The organism is Pasteuria ramosa (assembly GCF_056496785.1).
Window position 1 is genome coordinate 1,076,916 of record NZ_CP143099.1, and the last position, 20,706, is coordinate 1,097,621.

Sequence of the window (20,706 nt, forward strand, 5' to 3'; positions counted from 1 at the left end):
CGATTAGTCATAATGCAATTTAAAGACAAAAATATGCATTATAATAGCTTTTATTTCATCCGATGAGATTATTAACAAGTTTTTTGGACAAGCTTCTGAATACATCAAGGATATATTTTTAAAGTGATATTTTTATTTTTTATAAATACGGTAGATTTTAAGGTATTGTATTGCTTTTTTTGAGACTGTTAATGCTAGATTAATTTATTTTTTCTTAGTCTATTTATAAATTTTTTATAAATAATTTTCTGATATAAAGTTATGTGATTTTTGGAGGTAGTTTATTATGCTCCGTTTGCTTTATCTTACGGATACGCATATGCGTGGTACGACGCCTAGGATGCGTTTGGATGATTTTACTGAAACTTTATTAAAAAAGATGGATGAAGTAAAGGGTATTATTCGTGAGCATGAAGTTACAGCTGTTTTGCATGGAGGCGATGTTTTTGATCGGCCATCGCTTTCTCCTGCTGTGGTTAGTTCTTTTGCGCGTTCTTTGATGGCATGGGGTGTGCCGATTTATGCTGTGGCTGGAAATCATGATCTATATGGTCATAATTTATCAACTTTAAATCGTACGATGTTGGGGCTACTTGATGCTTTGAAGATTATTCATGTTATACCTCAGCAGGAAGCTGTTTATTTAATTAAAGATGATTTGCGTGTCCAAATAACGGGTACATCTTTTCATCCTGAGCTTGATCGTCGTGATCCACAGGATGACTATGATCTTCCGGTTGATGATGCTTTAGCGACGCATAAGATTCATCTTGTTCATGGGATGCTTTGTGATCATTCTTTGCCTCCTGGGGTGCCTTTTACTAATGTTAGTAATGTTATATCAATGACAAAAGCTGATATTTTATTAACAGGTCATGAACATAGTGGTTTCCCCTTGCATTTTAAAGATGGTAGATATGCACTTAATCCAGGTGCCCTTGTTCGTTTAAGTGGTAATAAGAAGGAACTTAAGCGCCATCCTCAAGTTGTTTTGATCACATTAGATATGCCGAAAAAGATTGAAATATCTTTAATAAAATTAAAGACAGCTTTGCGTGGTGATAAAGTTTTTGATAAGAGTACTGTAATGGAGAATGTATATCGTCAAGAACAGTTGGCCTCTTTTGTGCAAACCGTTAAAGGTGTTTCTGATCTAGGTACCATAGATATAACGGCTTTGATTAATGAACTCGTATCTTTACACGATATTAAGGCCGATATACGTGATTTAGCCCTGTCTTATCTCAAAGATGCTTTAGCGCATGGAGATGATTTTTTATCATGACAATTTTTAAGAGTTTGCATTTGGAGAATTTTCAATCACATGTAGATACGGAAATAAAGTTTGTAAAAGGTTGTAATATTTTTATCGGTCCATCAGATAGTGGTAAAAGTGCGATTCTTCGCGCTATTAGATGGGTTTTGTGGAATATACCACGTGGTGCCCATTTTATACGAACTGGTGCTAAACGTTGCGTTGTGACTTTAGTTTTTGAAAATGGTATATCAATTACACGACTACGTACATCGTCACTTAATCGATATATAAAAAAGACCCCGGATGGGGAGGAAGAAATTTTTGAAGGGTTTGGCGCTTCGGTACCTTTAGAGATTATTAATTGCCATCAAATTACTTCTTTAACATTAGATGACAAAGAACTTTATCTACAACTTAGCAACCAACTAGATCCTCCTTTTTTGCTTATGGAATCAGAACGTTTTAAAGCAAAGATCTTAGGTAAAATTGGTCATACACATGTTTTTGATTATGCTATGCGTCAATTAGGCCATGATAGACAAGCTTTGATGCAAGAAATTAAAATGTTAGCACATCAAGAAAAAGATATTACCAAAGAATTAGCGCCATTTGCTAACTTAGATCAACAGGCATTGTTATTAGACAAAGCTAATTTGGCGCAGCAAAAGAGCGAGCATATATTTTTGCTGGCTAATAAAGTTTATATATTGAACCAAAAATTTTCTTTAAACACGTTTGAACAGCAAAAACTTCTAGTTTATGTAAAATATAAACCGTTAATTGATCAAGCACTTGTGGATTGTGAGCTTTTCTTTACTTTGTTTCACCGGTTACTTAAACTACAAAAATTAAAAGATCAACATCATAAATTGCTTAAAGAACAACGAATACAAAAGCAATTTTTAGCTAATAGATTAATTATTGTACAAGCATTATCTCAAATCAGCGAATTAGAAGGTTATAAAATGGTCTACATAGATATATATCGTTTAAAGCAAAAATTTGCTTTAAACAAGAAGGAACAGCAAAAACTTCTTGTTTATGTTAAATGTAAACCGTTAATTAATAAAGCACTCGTTAACTGTGAACAGTTTTTTTCATCAACACAGCGATTGCTTAAACTACAGAAAGCAAAAGATCAACATCATAAATTAGTTGACGAGCAATTAATTTATAAGCGTTTATTGGATAAACGATTGATGCTCTCGCAAACATTGTGTCAAATAAACAAATTAGAAGATCACAAAATCATTTACCTTAAATTTTTTAGGATATATAATGATATTTCGAGTTGTCGGAAATATAAAAAAGCCGAAGAACATCTAGTAAAGTTACTTCATCCTTTACAACAAAGCCATGGAGAACTTGAGATGCTCGTTACAAAGTTTATACCTATACAAAAACTTAGGCAACAAATTCAAAAGTTACGTGAACGACAACAAAAAGGTTGTGCCTTTTTAAGTGATTGTCAAGAAGCAGAGCAAAAATTAAGTATTATGTGGCAGCAATTATTAAAAAAGTTAGCTTTTTGTCCGACTTGTGGACAAGCTTTGACCGAGCTTGATTTACATAAACCTCATCATGAATAGGAGGCTTCTTAAAAATGAATAATTCAGTTAAATTTGATTTAAAAGAAAAAACCTTTGATATGGAATTATTAGAAGGACAAGTTCGTGATATAAAAAAAAGACTTGAAAAAGCACAAAATGATGCTTTAAAGGCAGAAGCGCGTTTAGAAAGTTTAAGGCAGCAGGAACTAGAATTATTGGCTGAGGTTCGTTCTTTAGGTGTTTCGCCAGAAGAGATGGATGTAGAGTTAAAGAATTTACAGCAAAAATTGGAAGAATGTTTGCAAAATGCTCAAAATTGTTTAAAGGCTGTTGATGTATCTTTCAAAGAAGAGATATCATGGAAATAAATTCCTTGGCTAAATGGGGGAGTGTTTTAAAAGAAAATAATATATTGTTGCAGAAACAACAGGATAAATTTCATAAACGAGCAATTACCCATAATTTATTAAAAGAACGTTTAGAGCATGTCCGGGAATTAAAACGGCTAGCTGAACAAAAAATCCATACTTTAGAACGTGTGCAAATCTTATTTAAGCTAGCTACAGAGAGAGCTAGAGAACAAGCTCGTAATTTACTGCAAGATTTGGTTACGCGTGCTCTAAGATATATTTTTGGACCTTCATTTAGCTGTGTGATTGAGATAGCTGAAAAAGGTGGACATCCATCGGCGGAGATTTATGTGATGACAAAAGAAGATGATTGGGAAGTGCGTAACTTGCCGCATGAATCGCGCGGTGGTGGCGTTGTAGATGCAGTATCTTTAGCTTTGCGGATAGCTTTATTAGAAACAATCAAACCTTATCAAAAAGGACCCTTATTATTAGATGAACCTGGTAAGCATATGAGTGCGGAATATATTAATCCTTTAGTTTCTTTACTTACATCACTTAGTCAGATGTACCAAAGGCAAGTTATTGTTATTTCACATAATCCTGATTTTATCGCTTCTGCAGATGCTGCTTATGAAGTTACGCAAAGATCAGGCGTTTCTTTTGTTAAAAAAACAGACCTTAAATAGGTGATTTTTGCTTAAGACATTATTCATCGATATATGTTGTTGGCTTGACACCTTTTCTACCCACCCTCTACAATGGAGATGCATGAAAAAAGCTTCGTGTGTTTTTTTATATCATATCTGTTTTCGGCTTTACATGTGATAATGTTATTTTTAAAGATTTCGCAGTTTTTTAGTATCGATAATATTTTAAATTGATTATTTGCTTTAAGATTAAAATCAATGTTTTATGCTATTTATCGAATTTGCTATATTGAAATTCCGTGTGTGTTACATCGGATGAGCTCCCGTTATGCTGGAAGGGGGTGGGTGCTTTGTGGACGGATCTGTCATAGGTTTTGTCTTGTTAGCGATATGTATGGGTATATCTATTGGTTATTTTCTCAACTATATCATCGAAAAAGCCCGTTTAGAAAGTGTTAAACAGAAAGCGGAACGCTTAATCTATGTAGCTAAACATGATGCGGAAGCAATCAGGAAAGAAAAAGTATTAGAGGCAAAAGAGCATATTCATAATATGCGTATGGAGACGGAACAAGAATTAAGAGCACAAAAAGCAGATTTACAAATTTTAGAACAGCGTTTGATTCATAAAGAAGAATCACTTATTGGCAAAAAAGAATTTATGCTAAAACAGGAACAAAAATTATCTTATGATGAACAAGAATTACAAAAACGCGAAGAAGTTGTTTCTAAGCTACAGCTAGAACGCGTACGTGAAATTGAGCGGGTAGCTAATCTTTCTTTGGATGAAGCGAAAAAAATCTTGTTTAAACTTGCTAAACAAGATATGCATCGTGAATTAACGCAGATGATGCGTACGATGGAACAACAAGCCATGGAGGAGAGCAACCAAAAGGCAAGGCGTATTTTATCTTTGGCGATACAGCGCTTATCTGCTGATCATGTAGCTGAAACCACTGTGTCTGTTGTAGCCTTGCCTAATGATGAAATGAAGGGCCGTATTATTGGACGTGAAGGTCGTAATATCCGTACGCTTGAAACCTTGACTGGTGTTGATTTGATTATTGATGATACACCTGAAGCTGTTATTTTGTCTGGTTTTGACCCTATAAGACGTGAAATTGCTCGCATTGCTTTGGAAAATCTTGTGATGGATGGACGTATTCATCCTGCTCGTATTGAAGAGACGGTCGAAAAAGCTTGCCGTATGGTTGATGAAAGAATACGTGATTATGGTGAACAGGCTGTTTTTGAATTAGGTGTCCATGGGCTTCATCCTGATTTAATTAAAATTATTGGACGTTTACGTTTTCGTACTAGCTATGGTCAAAATGTTTTGCGTCATTCATTAGAAGTGGCCCATCTTTCTGGATTATTGGCAGCAGAATTAGGAGAAGACGTACGTCTGGCTAAAAGATCAGGTTTATTACATGATGTTGGTAAGGCGATCGACCATGAGGTTGAAGGTTCCCACGTTGATATTGGTGTTGAACTAGCCAAAAAATATGGAGAACATCCTGTTGTAATTAATAGTATCGCTTCGCATCATGGTGACGTTGAAGCCGAAAGCGTTATTGCTGTGCTGGTGCGTGCTGCTGATACTTTATCAGCTTCTCGTCCTGGTGCGCGTAGAGAGACTCTAGAGGCCTATATTAAGCGTTTAGAGAAATTAGAAGGTATTTGTGAATCTTTCGGAGGCGTGGCTAAATCATATGTTATTCAAGCCGGTCGCGAGTGTCGTATTATTGTTAAACCAGAAGAAATAGACGATGCTGAATCATACACCTTAGCTCGTGAAATAAGTCAGCAAATTCGTAATCAGCTCGATTATCCAGGTTCTATTAAAGTAACGGTAATCAGAGAAACCAGAGCTGTCGAATATGCGCGTTAAACTGCTAATAGGCTATAGGATGTTACATGATCAATATACCCCGCTTGCTCCTTAAAGATTTTAGTTTATAAATATTTTTTCCTTCATTTGCATGGCGTGTAAAAGGGATAAACCCCTTTTACACGCTTTATCATTAGTGCTTTGGATAGCCTTATTATTAAATTTGTTTTTTAGCTTTTGTTAAATCTTTCATTTCGCTTGGTTTTTAGATATAATAAGTGTGAACGTGATTTAAACTAAATAAAATTACAGAATCTTCCTCCTTTTTCGTTAATAAATTTGCTATTTTATTATTTGATTCAATTATGTTAACCTAAAATTTGTGCTTAATAACATTTTTATTATTCGTAGATAGAAGATTTCGGGTGTTTTGTTTATTATAAACCTCATTAATTATAGGAGGTGATTTTAAAAAAAACACGGATAGACATGTGTTTGGTACGTTGATTTGCTAAATAATTTTTCTTTTCCGAATTTTCATTCTGTTTCCATTATTAGAATCTATTGAGTGAATTTATCACTTTTGTTTTTTTGTAATCGTTTTGAAGGAATATTATTGTTTTTAGCGAATAGATGTGGAAATGGATTAACCCCAACCGTCGAGGAGGTACTTGTATGAGTACTAATAATAATGATCCTGAAGCATTGCGCGTTTCATCCAATTCAAAGCCCTCTGCTGTGGCAGGTGCAGTAGCTGGTGTAGTGCGCGAAAATGGTAAAGCAGAAATGCAAGCTATAGGAGCCGGAGCACTTAATCAAGCTATTAAGGCGGTTGCCATTGCAGGAGGATATTTGGCCCCCAGTGGTGTGCGTTTAGTTGTTTCTCCTTCTTTTACTGATATAAAGATTGATGGAGAAGATCGTACAGCTATTAAATTAGTTATTGAGCCGAGAGGATAATCATTTCAATCATTAACTAAGTGTGAAGACCTCTCAATAAAAAACCTGTTTCTTGATTGAGCAGGTTTTTTATTTATTTTTTAAGATATAAAAACAAACAAAAAAAAAATAAAAACAAATAAAAAACAAACATAAAAACACATATAAAAAATAGCCATAAAAATGGCTATTTTAATTTATGCAGCTTGCTTTAGCTTTGTCATCTCATTTAGATCATTTTTATGTACACACGAAGCTATGCTTTTTACACCTTCATAAAAATTTGGGCTTGGCCTACTTATAATATCTTCATCCACAAAACATATTTTAATCGCTTCTTGTTTCTGTAAGATTTCCGGCAAATAAGTAGCCGTATTTTCAACTGATTTTTTTGACGGCAAAATAATAAAATTTGGTTTTTGTTTTAAAATTTGTTCAATAGATATCTGTTGCCAACCACTCATCCCGACTTTAGCTGCGATATTTTCTACCTTGGCTTCTTTCATCATGCTGTGTGCAAAAGTTTCTTTTCCAGGCACATAAAGGGAAGGATCTGTAATCATTACAGCGGTTTTAAAAGAAACAGAGGCTAATTCGTTATCTATATTACTTTTTACCTTTTCCATCTTAGCAACCAAATTAGCTGCTTCCACTTTTTTTTCTGTTATTTCGCCGATATCTTTAATCGTTTGCTTAATATCTGATGAATTTTCTGGATCAAAAACAAAAATTTGCACCTGTTGATCTTTGAACTTTGCCTGTAAATTGGCGATATCTTTACCATTAATTTTACTACCAAGAATTAAATTAGGTTTTAATGCCACGATTTTTTCCATATTTATATGCATGTCCCCAATTTTTTCAATATGATCATATTTTTTATCATGGACGTTAACGCCAACTAAAGAGCTTTTTAGATTTAAAGGTTCTAAATATTCCGTTAAACTTGGTGCTAGCGTAATAATTCGCAACTTATCTTCTGAGGAGGAAATTTGATGTAATTCGCTGCCACACCCGTTTAGGATTAGAAAACAGAGACATGACCAAAAGTATATCCTAAATTTCATAAATAACATCCTTTTTCTTTTTCTGTGATTTTTTTTATTTTAATTTGCATTCGTTTTTATTTTATTAATATATTATTTTACAAGATTTTTTTATGTTTGATTTTACATGCTAAATTCCTATAAAGTGGCATATGTATTTTTAAGCATTAGAATGTCGATAAAGGGGTGCTTGATGAACTTTTTTGATGGTCATATTGATTTTCTATGGAAACTTTGGGAAAAGTCTCAGGAGCCACCATATTATGATTCATCACCATATTATCAACGTTTGGGTGGTGTGAAAGCTGCTGTATATGCTATCTATGTTCCAACATCAGTATCACCTGAAGATCGCCAATTAGTTTTGCGTAAACAGATGACTTTGTTTAATGAATATGTTTTGTCCCAAGATGATATTGTTTCCCTGATAGATATCTTTAAGATACCGGATCGTGATTGTTTAGGAGCACTTTTAGCTTTAGAAGGCGTTGAAGGTATGTGCGGTGATTTACAGCTGTTATCAGATTTAAAAGCAAATGGTGTATGCCAAATTGGTTTGACTTGGAATCTTGATAATGAAGCGGGATGTGGCTGTTTCACCGATAATGATCTTGGTTTAACGTCATGGGGTAAGGAATTAATCTTAGCTGCGGAAAGAGCAAATATTATTATTGATTTAGCCCATGCTAGTGAGAAAACGTTTTTTGATACCTTAGATTTGATGCAGGGAGCACCTATTGTGTCACATACGGCTTGTAAAGCTTTGTGTAATAGCGCACGTAATTTATCTGACGAACAGATAAAGCAGTTACTTAGTAAAGGCGGATTATGCGGGGTTACCTTTGTGCCTTATTTATTGCGTGATAACAGTAAAGGTATTGCTTATATTGAAGATATTATAAAACACATGGAACATGTTTTATCATTAGGAGGCGAACAAGCGTTGTTTTTAGCTTCAGACTTTGATGGTACTGATGAAAAAGTATCTCTAATGGATAATGCTAGTAAAATCCCCCTACTTTTGGAACATCTTTTACGCTATTATAGCGAAAAGCAGATTAAACGTATTTTTTGGGATAATCCTTATAGATGGTATATTGAAAAATTACAATAAGCTAACATGATTACCTTCTTATAAAAGGGTGATTCGGTTAGCTTATCTTTTTACTTGCTGACATTTTATATCGATTTTTACATTGATTATGATATCATTTCTCACTCTAAATAGGATATCATTTTTGTTTTTAACATACATTAAAAAAGCCATTTTACAATTTATTTGCTAATTTTTACAGACATAGCACATGATAAAAATGATCAAAAATTGTTAAGTTTTGTTTTTTGTCATTAATCATGTCTCTTAATGCTGTTTTACAACATATTTTGATGATACAATCAAGAAGTGTTTTTTTGTCGTTGTTTTTATGAAAACATTGCTCAATGAACAATTTATTAAGATCAATTATTTAGTTATCGTTTTTGATGCCTTGGTTTTTTTACATACTTTTCAGGATTAAATATTTGTTAGGTCTTTTCGCGTGATAGAGGTATGTTGCTTTTATATCCCTTGTTTTTCTTACCTACCTTTTATAGAAGACGCTTGCCTTTGAAAATTGCTCGGTCTAAAATAGTGTCAAATGTTTATCTTGAGAAGTCTTTTATCTTTGTCGATTTTAAGGATCGTTTGATATGTTTTATTTGGAGTGGTTTATTTTTACATTTTATGATTTTGTGAAGGAGAGGGATTTTATATGATCAAACAACTTTCTTGGAAAGTGGGGGGTCAACAAGGTGAAGGGATAGATAGTGCGGGAGAAATTTTGGCTAATGCGCTTAATCGTCAAGGTTATCATCTATATAGTTACCGCCATTTTTCCTCGCGTATTAAAGGTGGGCATTCTAATTCCAAAATTCGTATTAGCACCGAACCTATCCATTCCATTGCTGATCATGTTGATATTTTGGTTGCTTTTGACCAAGAAACGATTGATCTAAATGCCCATGAGTTGTTAGAAAACGGTATTATTTTAGCAGATGCTAAATTTAAGCCTATTTTACCACCGAATATTAAGGCTAAATTAATTAATGTTCCCATGTCTGCTATTGCTGAAGAAGCAGGTATGCCGCGGATTAAAAATATGGTTGCGATTGGTGCTAGTTTAGCTTTTTTAGGTTTATCGGTTTCGATTTTGAAAGATGTGCTTGAAGATAGATTTTTGCGCAAAGGTTCGGATATTGTTACAAAAAACTTATCTGTGATTGAACAAGGCTTGAATTTTATTAAAGAACAAAAATTAACAGGTCATGATTTTATTTTAGATCAGGCTGTCAAGAAGAAAAAACTTTATATGATCGGTAATGAAGCATTAGCTTTAGGTGCTTTAGCTGCTGGTGTTAAATTGATGGCTGCTTATCCTATTACACCTTCTTCCGAAATTATGGAATATTTAATCCTTCGCTTGCCTGAAATAGGTGGTACAGTTGTTCAAACTGAGGATGAAATAGCTGCTGTTATGATGTGTATTGGTGCTAACTATGGTGGTGTACGTTCCTTTACAGCTTCCGCTGGACCTGGTTTATCCTTAATGACAGAATCAATTGGATTATCTGGAATGACCGAAACACCACTTGTAATTGTTAATACACAACGTGGTGGACCGAGTACAGGATTGCCAACCAAACAGGAACAGAGTGACCTGTTATCAATGATTTACAGTACGCATGGCGAAATTCCGAAGATTGTTTTAGCTCCTAGTACCATTACGGAGTGTTTTTATGATATGATCGCAGCTTTTAACTTGGCTGAGAAATATCAATGTCCTGTTATTGTTTTATCTGATTTAGTATTGTCCCTAGGTAAACAAACCATTGATATATTAGACTATGATAAAATACATATAGATCGCGGTAAATTAATTCCCTTAACTGCTGAATTACCAGCTTTACAACAGGGTGATTTATTTTCCCGCTATGCATTTACTGACGATGGTATTTCACCACGTGTCTTACCAGGCCATCCTGCTGGTTTGCACCATGTTACAGGTGTTGAACATAATCCGGAAGGTCGACCGGTAGAAGAAGCGACAAATCGCATTAAGATGATGGATAAGCGTATGCGTAAAATTGCCAATGACATTACTTTCGATCGCCCCATTGTCGCGCATGAACCTCATCCTAAGGCTGATATCTTACTTTGTGGTTTTAGTTCGACTTATGGTGTTATAGATGAAGCGAGACAATTATTAGAAAAAGAGAATTATAAAGTTCATACGCTTCATATACGACTTTTACATCCGTTTCCAAGTAGTTTGGTTAGGAAAGTTTTTCAGAAATGTCAAAAAATTATCATTATCGAAAACAATATTTCCGGCCAGTTAAGAAAGATAATAAACATGGGATTAGAAGGCCATTCTTTCGATTTTGCTTCTGTCTTGAAATATGATGGAAACCCATTCTTACCTAAAGCGTTAACTAAACAAATCAAGGAGGTGCTTTGATGGCGACCTTCAAAGACTTTCGTAACAAAGTTAAACCTAATTGGTGTCCTGCTTGTGGTGATTTCTCCGTTCTAACAGCTTTACAACGCGCTTTGGCTAATTTAAATTTTGAACCCCATCAAGTTGCTGTCTTATCAGGTATTGGTTGTTCAGGACGTATCTCTGGATATATAAATGCCTATGGATTTCATGGTGTACATGGGCGTGTATTACCTTTGGCTCAAGGTTTAAAATTGGCTAATCGTGACTTGCAAGTTATTGCTGCCGGTGGTGACGGTGATGGATTTGCCATTGGCATGGGACATACTATTCATGCTATTAGGCGTAATGTCAATATAACTTATATTGTAATGGATAACCAGATATATGGCTTAACCAAAGGACAATCATCACCTCGTAGTAGTGAGGGTTTTCAGACCAAAAGCACACCTCAGGGATCAATTGAAGTAGCTCTGCAACCAATGGAAATGGCTCTATCTGCAGGTGCGACATTTATTGCTCAGGCTTTTTCGAGTGATTTAAAGCAGATGACAAATGTGATTGAACAAGGAATTCTACACGAAGGTTTTTCTTTGATAAATATATTTAGTCCTTGCATAACCTATAACAAAATAAATACGTATTCTTGGTTTAAAGATAATCTTACATCAGTTGACGATGAAAATAACCATAACGATCGTCAACATGCCATGCAACTTTTAATGGAAAATAATGGCTTGATCACAGGTGTTATTTATCAAGATAAACAGCGCTCTTCATATGAAAAAATGATAAGTGGTTTTAAAGATAAACCATTAGCTGAACAAGAATTAGCGGTAGATAGAAAATACTTTGATCGTTTATTATCTTCTTTTGCTTAGTATTTTTTCATTGTCATTACCATTGTCATTACCATTTTTATTTTTTTGTTTTTGATGATTAACTACCATAGCACATATATCAATTTTTCGTTGTTTTATTAGGAAAAGGGAGAAAATTTATAATGGTTTCTTTACATCATATGGATGATGATCTGCGTGTGATGAGAGCACTTGTTAAACCTGATGCAAAAGCTGGTGCTTCCTTAGTGCAGAAAAACATACCGACGATTGGTGGCGATGACCTGCTTGTTCGTGTTCATTGTGCTAGCATTTGTGGTACAGATTTGCATATCTATGCCTGGAATAAATGGGCACAAAGTCGCATCAAACCACCTTATACTTTTGGACACGAATTAGCAGGTGAAGTTGTCGATATTGGTAAAAATGTTACGCAATATAAAATTGGGGATCGTATTGCAGTTGAAACACATATTGTATGTTCTCATTGTGCTGCTTGTCGTCGTGGTGATCAACACGTTTGTTTAAATACGCAAATTATTGGTGTTGATTGTGAAGGTGGTTTTGCCGATTATATAGCAATACCGGCATATAATGCTTGGCTTTTACCGGATAATTTACCTTTCCATCATGCTTGTCTGATGGAACCACTTGGAAATGCTGTACATACCGCCCTAGCTGGTCCCGTCGTGGGCCGTACTGCTTTAGTCATGGGTTGTGGACCGATTGGTTTAATGTCTATTATGGTGCTGAAAGCAACCGGTGCTAGACATGTAATAGCTGTCGATGTTAATCCATACCGTTTAAAACTTGCTGAAAAAATGGGTGCCGATACGGTTGTTGATTCGAAGCATCAAGATGTTTTAGAAGTTGTTGCACAAATAACACGTGCACAAGGTATTGATATTGTGTTAGAAATGTCTGGTAATCTACAAGCTATTCAACAAAGCGTGAAAATTTTAGCACCCGCTGGAAGATTGTCTTTTTTAAGTTTACCTAAAGAAGAGGTTTCGCTTGATTTTACCAATGATATCGTTTTTAAAGGTATCACAATCCAAGGTATTGTAGGGCGTCGTTTATTCACAACATGGGAACAAACATCTGGTCTTTTAGAAACAGGCGCTATTAACTTACAACCCTTAATTACGCATACATTTTCACTTGAGGATTTTGAAAAGGGTTTTTCTTTAATGCACGAGGGCAATTGTGGTAAAGTTGTTTTCTTCTTAAACGAAGCATCGTTTAAGAAAGCAATTTAAAGAAAAAAAGGGCCGCGCAGCTTTGGGCTGAAACGGTCCTTTATGCGTGTATGTTTAAGTTTTTTGCGTAGGACCAAGCAAGGAAGAATAAAAAAGCAAAAGCCAAAAAGCAAAAAAACAGATCATTAAATTATATTAAAAAGGAATGGATAGATGAATCGATTTTTAGCAGTAGACACCTCATCTCAAGCTCCGTCAACCCTTAAACCTTTTAGTGATGCTCAAGGACCGGTTGTTTCTGTTAGAGGTAAGGAATTAATCCAGCTCGCTTCTAATAATTATTTGGGTTTGAATACGCATCCGCGTCTTTGTGCTGCAGCTAAGTTGGCGATTGATAAATATGGTGTGGGGACAGGGTCTGTGCGGACGATTGCCGGCGCGATGGAAATTCATGATGCACTTGAAGCACGCTTAGCGCGTTTTAAAAAGACTGAGGATGCAGTTGTGTTGCAATCTGGTTTTACCATTAACTTAGGTGTCTTATCTTCTCTCCTGACAGCAGAAGATGCTGTTATTAGTGATGAATTAAATCATGCTAGTATTATCGATGGGATACGTTTAACAAAAGCTAAGCGTTTTATATATTCTCATGTCCATATGGTTAAACTAGAAGAGTGTCTCATTGAGGCCCAGAAATATCGTATGCGTCTTGTTGTTACAGACGGTGTTTTTAGTATGGATGGTAACATGGCACCTTTACCTGAGATTGTACAGCTATGTAAAAAATATGATGCTATGCTTATGGTAGATGATGCCCACGCTAGCGGTGTCTTAGGGGAACATGGTTGTGGTTCAGTTGATCATTTTGGGCTCAATGGCCAAGTAGATCTTCAAGTAGGTACTTTGTCCAAGGCCGTCGGTGTCTTAGGGGGATATGTTGCTTCTTCAAAAAGTGTTTGTGATTATTTAAGACATAAGATGCGTCCGATGTTATTTAGCACATCATTGCCTCCAGCTGTAACAGTTGCTTGCCATGAAGCTCTCGATGTACTTTGTGAAGAACCAGAAATTTTAGCTAAATTATGGGAAAACACCACTTTTTTTAAGCAGGAACTTAAAAAGCAAGATTTTAACATAGGATCCAGTATGACACCGATTACCCCTATTTGGCTCTACGATGAAAAATTAGCGATTGCTTTTTCGCAGAAATTATTTGAAAATGGTGTTTATGCTCCCGCAATTATTTATCCTACCGTCCCGCAAGCTAAAGCGCGTATTAGAACAATCGTTACAGCTAAACATACCTTTGAGATGCTTAAGAAAGCTGTTGATACATTTGTATTTGTCCGCGAGAGGGTAGGATATAGGGTATAAATGTGGTACATATGTTTTAAGTTTTTTTATTTAAACCAAAAACAATCCTGATATTCGTTTTGAAAAGCTTTAGCGATAGTGTCATAATTATCTTCAGGTATTTCTTCGATTTTTTCATCTTTAATGGCGAATAAAAAAACATATTCATTTTTGTCTGCCTGATAATAAAGAGCATACATGTGATCGTTATACACAAAAGTTGCTCCAAGGATTGCAGCGATCATGTTTGAACCCGTTTGGATTTTTTGGAAAAAAATGGGTTCAATCAGATTTAAAACCATATCTTTGTATGTTTCACCAGGATATGTTAACTTTAATGGTTCTTTATCTTCCTCTACTAAATAAAGGCTTCTATGGCGTTCTTTTGGCCACATGATGAATAAATGTTGTATTCCTTCGTGAAAAAAGAGATATTGATGGTTGGTGTTGAATTTTACTTGCATTATTAATATCTGCTCCCTATCATGCTATTATTATAACGATATTATAACAAAGCTTTTGCGCTCATAGAATTAATAGGCTAAGCATACGTCATTGATTTTATAAAAATGATTTCGTTATCATATTGGCGTTTTGGTGCATTTATGTTTAAGTTAATGTATCATGTTTTTGCGCCTGAACTTGTATTATGATTGATAATTTTGTATATAAAAAATTAATTTACCATTAACATGCATGAGAAATTAATTTGAGCCTATATTTTATCCATTCTTTGATGCTTATTTTTATCCTTATAAGAGGTGTGTTATATATGGATTTGATTTTTTGCTAAGTAAACTTCATATATTTTGCAGTATCCGTGGAAGGACAAAAAACATGCAGCATTAATAAAGTTAAACACTATTAAGGATGGAAAGTTCTCCAATAAGGGAGGGTGAACCATGCGTGTCGAGCGTCTAGGGGGAGATAAAATCCGCTTCTTTTTGACCTTGGACGATCTAGTGGATCGTGGGATTGAAAGAGAAGACATGTGGAAGGACATCCCAAAGGTACACGAGCTTTTCAACGACATGATGGAACACGCTTACCAAGAGCTGGGGTTTAAGGTAGCTGGTCCGGTTGCAGTCGAAGTTTTTGCTCTGCCCACACAAGGGATGGTTGTTGTTGTGACACGTGGTCGACCGTCTCATTCAGATGATGATGATTGTGATCGTGCGGAAGATGTCTATGAATTAGAAGTTACGATGGAAGAAACAGAAGATATTGTTTTTGGCTTCAAGGATTTTGAATACTTGGTGCAAGCTGCGATATGTTTAAATGCTTTAATTACTCAGGGTGGTCAAGTGTATGTATATAAAGATATTTATTATCTTGTTTTCAACAGAGAAGCCATAGCAGATAAACTAGATGCCTTGGTAGCCGTGCTGTTTGAATTTGGGGAAATATCTACTTTGACACAGGTGTTTTTAGCGGAATATGGTCAAGTTGTTTGGTCAGATGATGCTACAGCGCAAATTGTGAAATATTTTGGGTAAGGACAAGTGCTGTTTTTGAGCATACAAATTTTTATTTGATTTTTTGTAAGGTTTTTTGAAAATATTTTTGGTCAGTGTTTTGCTTTTCTCTAATATGATGACTCATAGGTATAGGGCGTTATGTTTATAGTAAGTATGTGTCATGGATTTTTGTTTGTTAAATGATTGTAATTTTTCATGGGGTGGTTTTTATGAATAAACGGACGGTGGAGGATAGTTCAATTAATAAGGAAAACCTGGATATTTTGTCTGCGACACAAAAAGAGGTCAAAAGAGCTTTGGACAAACTTGGTTATCCATCGCAAGTTTATGAGCTACTCAAAGAACCATTACGTGTATTGAAGGTTCGTATACCTGTCCGCATGGATGATGGGTCTGTAAAAGTTTTTACAGGCTATCGTTCGCAACATAATGACGCTGTTGGTCCGACAAAAGGTGGCATACGTTTTCATCCTGATGTGACCGAGTCGGAAGTTAAAGCGCTTTCTATTTGGATGAGTCTAAAGGCTGGTATTGCCGATCTTCCTTATGGCGGCGGTAAAGGTGGTATTATTTGTGATCCAAGGTATATGTCCTTCAATGAATTAGAGCGCTTGTCTAGGGGATATGTACGGGCTATCAGTCAGATTGTGGGACCAAATAAAGATATACCGGCGCCTGACGTATTTACTAATTCCCAAATTATGGCTTGGATGATGGATGAATATAGCAGGATTAGGGAATTTGATTCACCGGGCTTTATTACCGGCAAGCCACTTGTTTTAGGTGGTTCGAAGCGGCGTGAAACGGCTACGGCCCAAGGTGTGACATTGATGATTCGCGAAGCATCGAAAAAGGTTGGTATGGACCTTAAAGGTGCCCGGGTTGTTATTCAAGGATTTGGTAATGCTGGTAGCTTCTTAGCCGATTTTCTCTATGATGCCGGTGCTAAGATTATCGGGATTTCTGATGTTCATGGTGCTCTCTTTAATAAAGATGGTTTAAACATTAAAGAATTGTTAGGCAAATCCGATTCTTTTGGTAACGTGACTAGATTTTTCAAAAATACGATTACCAATGAAGAACTACTTGAACTCCCTTGCGATATTTTAGTTCCAGCGGCGATTGAAAATCAGATTACGGCGAAAAATGCTGATAACATTAAAGCTAGTATTGTTGTTGAGGCTGCTAATGGTCCGACAACATTAGAAGCTACGCGTATTCTAAGCGAAAAAGGTGTTTTGCTAGTACCTGATGTTTTGGCCAGCGCTGGCGGTGTTACGGTTTCTTATTTTGAATGGGTACAAAATAATCAAGGTTATTATTGGTCCATTGAAGAAATAGATAAGAAATTAGAAAATATCATGATAAGAAGCTTTGAGAATGTTTACGTTACCGCTAACGAACGCAAAATTGATATGCGTTTAGCCGCTTACATCGTTGGTGTTAGAAAAATGGTGGAAGCTGCTAGAGCGCGTGGATGGGTTTAGTGTGAGCATGTTTAGTGTGATCATATTATTTTTTTAATTAAAAAAACCTCTTTCTTTTCTATATAGAGAGGTTTTTTGTTTTGTTTTTATTCATAATGTACATATTGTCACCCTATATTTATCAGAGATACATTTTACAAAAACAAAAAAACAAAAAAACAAAAAAACAAAAAAACAAAAAAACAAAAAAACAAAAAAACAAAAAAACAAAAAAACAAAAAAACAAAAAACAAAAAACAAAAAAGTAAAATAGCTTTTAGGAATCATTTAGAAAAAAAAACCGTTATAGATAATTTAAATAAATATTTATATATGTCACTATATTATAAATTATGTTTATCTAGAGCAAGGCCTAATTTAATTATCTAGGGCAACTCAATTACTTAAATAAGGTTTTTTCATTGTAACAGTTTAATTGATGTGGTATCATTGTGGCGATGTACTTTATCGTTTATGAAAAATAACCAGTATTCTGTGAATGGTTTTTTGAACATAAAAACATACATTTTTTGGTGAGATTTTCAATGTGAGAGTGAAGTTTTTTCTTTACAATATCTGTTAGGCAAATTACTTCAATCTTATGTAACCTTCTTAATTAATCCGTCTGTTCGTCTGTAGGAGGGTTTGGCAAATTTGGGTAGGTCAGGGTTTTTGTGGGTAGCCGTTGATGGACCTGCAGCATCTGGTAAGGGAACACTTGCCATGGCTATCGCAGCACGTCTATCTATTGGTTGTTTAGATACAGGGGCTATGTACAGGGCTGTTGCTTTGTATTATATTCATCATGTTCAAACTTCGTTGGCGATGTTTGAAAAACAAGCTAGCTCTGTCTTAAACTTTTGTTTAGAAGATAGGGAGCTCTATTTTAATGGTGCTCCCCTCGACCCTTTGATCCGTACACCTAAGGTATCTAATTTGGCATCCAAGATAGCTTGTTTTCCTGCTATGCGCCAGTTCATGATTAATGAACAGCGTACTATAGCTAATAAGCAAAGTTTAGTTATGGATGGTAGAGATATTGGAACAGTTGTTTTACCTCAAGCTCAGATTAAACTTTTTCTGACAGCTTCTTTAGAGGAGCGAGTAGACAGGAGGTATAAACAACTGTTAGATCGAGGGTTGGCGGCAAATAAAAGGGAATTATCAAGGGATATTTTACAGCGTGATATACGCGACTCAGAACGCGAACTAGCGCCTCTACGTCCAGCCAAGGATGCTGATATTTGGGATACTACGGATCGGACGGTGGAGGAATTGATGGACGTTTTCTTCAAAAATTATGCTTCTATTCTAGAGGTTTTCAATTAGCCAGCATTTAATTTTTATTTCTGTTGTATTCAGTTAGAGAGGAGGATATATAGGCTGGATACATTTATATATTTGATCTTTAGAGTGTTTTTTAATAAATTTTTTCGCTTAATCTTTCGCATTAAGCTCATAGGAGATTCAGCTATTCCTTTAACAGGCCCGGTCTTATTATGCTCTAATCATAAAAGCAATTTTGATCCGCTATTAATAGGGAGTTTTTTAAAACGTAAAGTTCACTTTATGGCTAAATATGAGTTGTTTAGGTTTTCTTTTATAGCTTTTTTACTTACTTCTCTTGGGGCTTTTTCCGTAAAGCGAGCTTCTAGTGGACTTGATGCGATTAAAAATTCTTTAATATTGTTGAAAAAGGGCAGAATAGTCGCCCTTTTTCCTGAAGGTGCGCGTAAAGATCATTTAGATCCCGAATCTTTTAAACGAGGCGTGGTTTTTCTCGCGGTTAAAGCTAATGTGCCTATTGTGCCTTGTTTTATTAAAGGCGACTACGCTTTGTTTAAGCCGTTAGAATTGCGTTTTGCCGAGCCTATTTATATTTCAAAGGATATCAAAGATCGTCAGGAACAGGAAAAACAATTGATGGCGCGATTGGCTGAGAGTATAAGTTCTTTATCGAGCTAATTTTATTTCTATTCAAAAGTAGTACAAATACAAAAATAGGTTTTTATCCTTAAAAAAGGATAAATCATTGCAGGGGAGTTGTCTTTTTCTCATGAGTGAAGAGATGAATAGTACAATACCATTTGAAATTGGTAGTTTGGTTACGGGGAGCGTAACCAAAATTGATAAAAATCAAGCTTTAATAAAGATTGCTGAAGATATAGAGGCTATTTTGCCTATTTCTGAATTGTCTTGTTTAAGAATCAATGAAGTTGGCGACATGTTGAAATTAGACGATGAGCTAGAATTAGAAGTACTACGCTTGGATGAAGAAGAAAATAAATTTATTCTTTCAAAAAGGGCTGTAGATGCTAAGAAAGCTTGGCCTTTTTTACAGCATAAATATGAGAATAATGAGAATATCGAAGCTAAAGTGTCTGATGTAGTCAAAGGTGGCTTAGTGATCGATCTTGGGGTGAGAGGATTTGTACCTGCATCTTTAGTTGAATGCCACTATGTGGAAGATTTTTCTGACTATAAAGACCGTGTTATAACAATGAAAATTGCCGAAATAGATCAGGATAGTAATAAATTGATTCTCTCTTGTCGTGCTGTTCATGAAGAAGCTGCACAACATCAACGAGAAGCTACCTTTAACAATATTGAAATTGGTAGTGTCGTCGACGGTATTGTTCGTCGCTTAACTGATTTTGGTGCTTTTGTAGATGTTGGTGCTGTTGATGGTTTAGTGCACATTTCACAAATATCATGGCAACGTGTTAATCATCCATCTGATGTGCTAAATATAGGTGACGAGGTTAAATGTAAAGTTTTGAAATTCGATCGTGAAAGTGGTCGCATTAGCCTCAGCATTCGCGATACGCAACCAGGACCTTGGAGCGGCGTTGAAGATCAATTGGTTGAGAATGATATTGTCAAGGGTGTCGTTAAACGTTTAGTTTCCTTTGGTGCTTTTGTGGAGATTTTACCAGGTGTTGAAGGTTTAATGCATATTTCAGAAATTTCACATCGTCATATTGTGACGCCATCGGAAATTCTGAAAGAAGGTCAAGAGATTTTAGTTAAAATTCTCAATGTAGATTCAAATGCGCGTCGTGTTAGTTTGACGATGTGTGATGTAGAGCAAAATACATCACAAAAAAGTGAGAATTCTTCAAATAAGCAAGCTGATTATGACGAAGATGACGATACATTCGATCATCAAAATAATCGTTCGAATAACTTAAATGTTACTTTAGGGGATATTTATCCGCAATTAAAAAATTTCTAAGAAAAAAATTTAAAATGTTTAAAACCCCAAGCGCCC

At 35.3% G+C, this 20,706-nt stretch carries 19 protein-coding genes; 17 read left to right on the forward strand and 2 right to left on the reverse strand.

The annotated features are described in order from the left end of the window. Positions 1-286 precede the first annotated feature (286 nt). The 6 genes from VS182_RS04745 (at position 287) to VS182_RS04770 (ending at position 6,599) form a co-directional block, all read left to right on the forward strand. On the forward strand, positions 287-1,285 hold the full coding sequence (locus VS182_RS04745; RefSeq protein WP_479484030.1) for a metallophosphoesterase family protein: 999 nt from the start codon (positions 287-289) through the stop codon (positions 1,283-1,285). Further along, a complete protein-coding gene (locus VS182_RS04750) occupies positions 1,282-2,847 on the forward strand; it encodes an AAA family ATPase (RefSeq protein WP_479484031.1) in 1,566 nt (521 codons plus the stop codon). The genes VS182_RS04745 and VS182_RS04750 overlap by 4 nt, the downstream gene beginning before the upstream one ends. 14 nt (positions 2,848-2,861) lie before the next feature. Then, positions 2,862-3,176, forward strand: a complete 315-nt coding sequence (locus tag VS182_RS04755; RefSeq protein ID WP_479484032.1) for a hypothetical protein — start codon at positions 2,862-2,864, stop codon at positions 3,174-3,176. Next, positions 3,167-3,847, forward strand: coding sequence for an ATP-binding protein (locus VS182_RS04760; protein WP_479484033.1), 681 nt, complete (start codon positions 3,167-3,169; stop codon positions 3,845-3,847). The genes VS182_RS04755 and VS182_RS04760 overlap by 10 nt, the downstream gene beginning before the upstream one ends. Before the next feature lie 355 nt (positions 3,848-4,202). Further along, entirely contained in the window at positions 4,203-5,699 is a 1,497-nt protein-coding gene (rny, locus tag VS182_RS04765) for a ribonuclease Y (RefSeq protein ID WP_479492792.1), read from the forward strand. Positions 5,700-6,314: 615 nt separating this feature from the next. Then, on the forward strand, positions 6,315-6,599 hold the full coding sequence (locus VS182_RS04770) for a stage V sporulation protein S (RefSeq protein WP_479484035.1): 285 nt from the start codon (positions 6,315-6,317) through the stop codon (positions 6,597-6,599). Between the two features lie 176 nt (positions 6,600-6,775). Here VS182_RS04770 and VS182_RS04775 read toward each other — a convergent pair whose 3' ends face one another. Then, on the reverse strand, positions 6,776-7,645 hold the full coding sequence (locus VS182_RS04775; RefSeq protein ID WP_479484036.1) for an ABC transporter substrate-binding protein: 870 nt from the start codon (positions 7,643-7,645) through the stop codon (positions 6,776-6,778). Positions 7,646-7,817: 172 nt separating this feature from the next. Here VS182_RS04775 and VS182_RS04780 point away from each other — a divergent pair, with 172 nt between their 5' ends. The 6 genes from VS182_RS04780 to VS182_RS04805 all read left to right on the forward strand — a co-directional run bounded on the left by VS182_RS04780 (position 7,818) and on the right by VS182_RS04805 (position 14,512). Continuing rightward, positions 7,818-8,738, forward strand: coding sequence for a dipeptidase (locus tag VS182_RS04780; RefSeq protein ID WP_479484037.1), 921 nt, complete (start codon positions 7,818-7,820; stop codon positions 8,736-8,738). A gap of 435 nt (positions 8,739-9,173) precedes the next feature. Continuing rightward, entirely contained in the window at positions 9,174-9,359 is a 186-nt protein-coding gene (locus VS182_RS04785) for a hypothetical protein (protein ID WP_479488971.1), read from the forward strand. A 16-nt stretch (positions 9,360-9,375) separates the two neighbouring features. Then, positions 9,376-11,121: a 2-oxoacid:acceptor oxidoreductase subunit alpha gene (locus VS182_RS04790; protein ID WP_479484038.1), complete on the forward strand. Its 1,746-nt coding sequence runs from the start codon at positions 9,376-9,378 to the stop codon at positions 11,119-11,121. Then, positions 11,121-11,981 (forward strand): 2-oxoacid:ferredoxin oxidoreductase subunit beta, encoded by an 861-nt coding sequence (locus tag VS182_RS04795; RefSeq protein WP_479492367.1) that lies wholly within the window; start codon positions 11,121-11,123, stop codon positions 11,979-11,981. Before VS182_RS04790 ends, VS182_RS04795 begins: the two co-directional genes overlap by 1 nt. A 122-nt stretch (positions 11,982-12,103) precedes the next feature. Continuing rightward, positions 12,104-13,198: an L-threonine 3-dehydrogenase gene (gene tdh / locus VS182_RS04800; protein WP_479484040.1), complete on the forward strand. Its 1,095-nt coding sequence runs from the start codon at positions 12,104-12,106 to the stop codon at positions 13,196-13,198. 153 nt (positions 13,199-13,351) lie between these two features. Beyond that, positions 13,352-14,512 carry a glycine C-acetyltransferase gene (locus VS182_RS04805; protein WP_479484041.1) on the forward strand — a complete coding sequence of 387 codons (1,161 nt, stop codon included), beginning with the start codon at positions 13,352-13,354 and terminating at the stop codon, positions 14,510-14,512. Positions 14,513-14,538: 26 nt separating this feature from the next. Here VS182_RS04805 and VS182_RS04810 read toward each other — a convergent pair whose 3' ends face one another. Then, complete coding sequence (locus tag VS182_RS04810; RefSeq protein ID WP_479484042.1) at positions 14,539-14,955, reverse strand: hypothetical protein; 417 nt, start codon at positions 14,953-14,955, stop codon at positions 14,539-14,541. A 438-nt stretch (positions 14,956-15,393) separates the two neighbouring features. Between VS182_RS04810 and VS182_RS04815 the strand changes: the two genes are divergently transcribed. From VS182_RS04815 to rpsA, 5 genes are all read left to right on the forward strand, one after another. Beyond that, positions 15,394-15,987, forward strand: a complete 594-nt coding sequence (locus VS182_RS04815) for a genetic competence negative regulator (RefSeq protein WP_479484043.1) — start codon at positions 15,394-15,396, stop codon at positions 15,985-15,987. 191 nt (positions 15,988-16,178) lie between these two features. After that, entirely contained in the window at positions 16,179-17,456 is a 1,278-nt protein-coding gene (locus VS182_RS04820) for a Glu/Leu/Phe/Val family dehydrogenase (RefSeq protein ID WP_479484044.1), read from the forward strand. 633 nt (positions 17,457-18,089) lie between these two features. Then, positions 18,090-18,764 (forward strand): (d)CMP kinase, encoded by a 675-nt coding sequence (cmk, locus tag VS182_RS04825; RefSeq protein WP_479492368.1) that lies wholly within the window; start codon positions 18,090-18,092, stop codon positions 18,762-18,764. Positions 18,765-18,848: 84 nt separating this feature from the next. Next, positions 18,849-19,400 (forward strand): lysophospholipid acyltransferase family protein, encoded by a 552-nt coding sequence (locus tag VS182_RS04830; protein WP_479492369.1) that lies wholly within the window; start codon positions 18,849-18,851, stop codon positions 19,398-19,400. A gap of 67 nt (positions 19,401-19,467) precedes the next feature. Further along, positions 19,468-20,670, forward strand: a complete 1,203-nt coding sequence (gene rpsA / locus VS182_RS04835) for a 30S ribosomal protein S1 (RefSeq protein WP_479492370.1) — start codon at positions 19,468-19,470, stop codon at positions 20,668-20,670. Positions 20,671-20,706 lie beyond the last annotated feature (36 nt).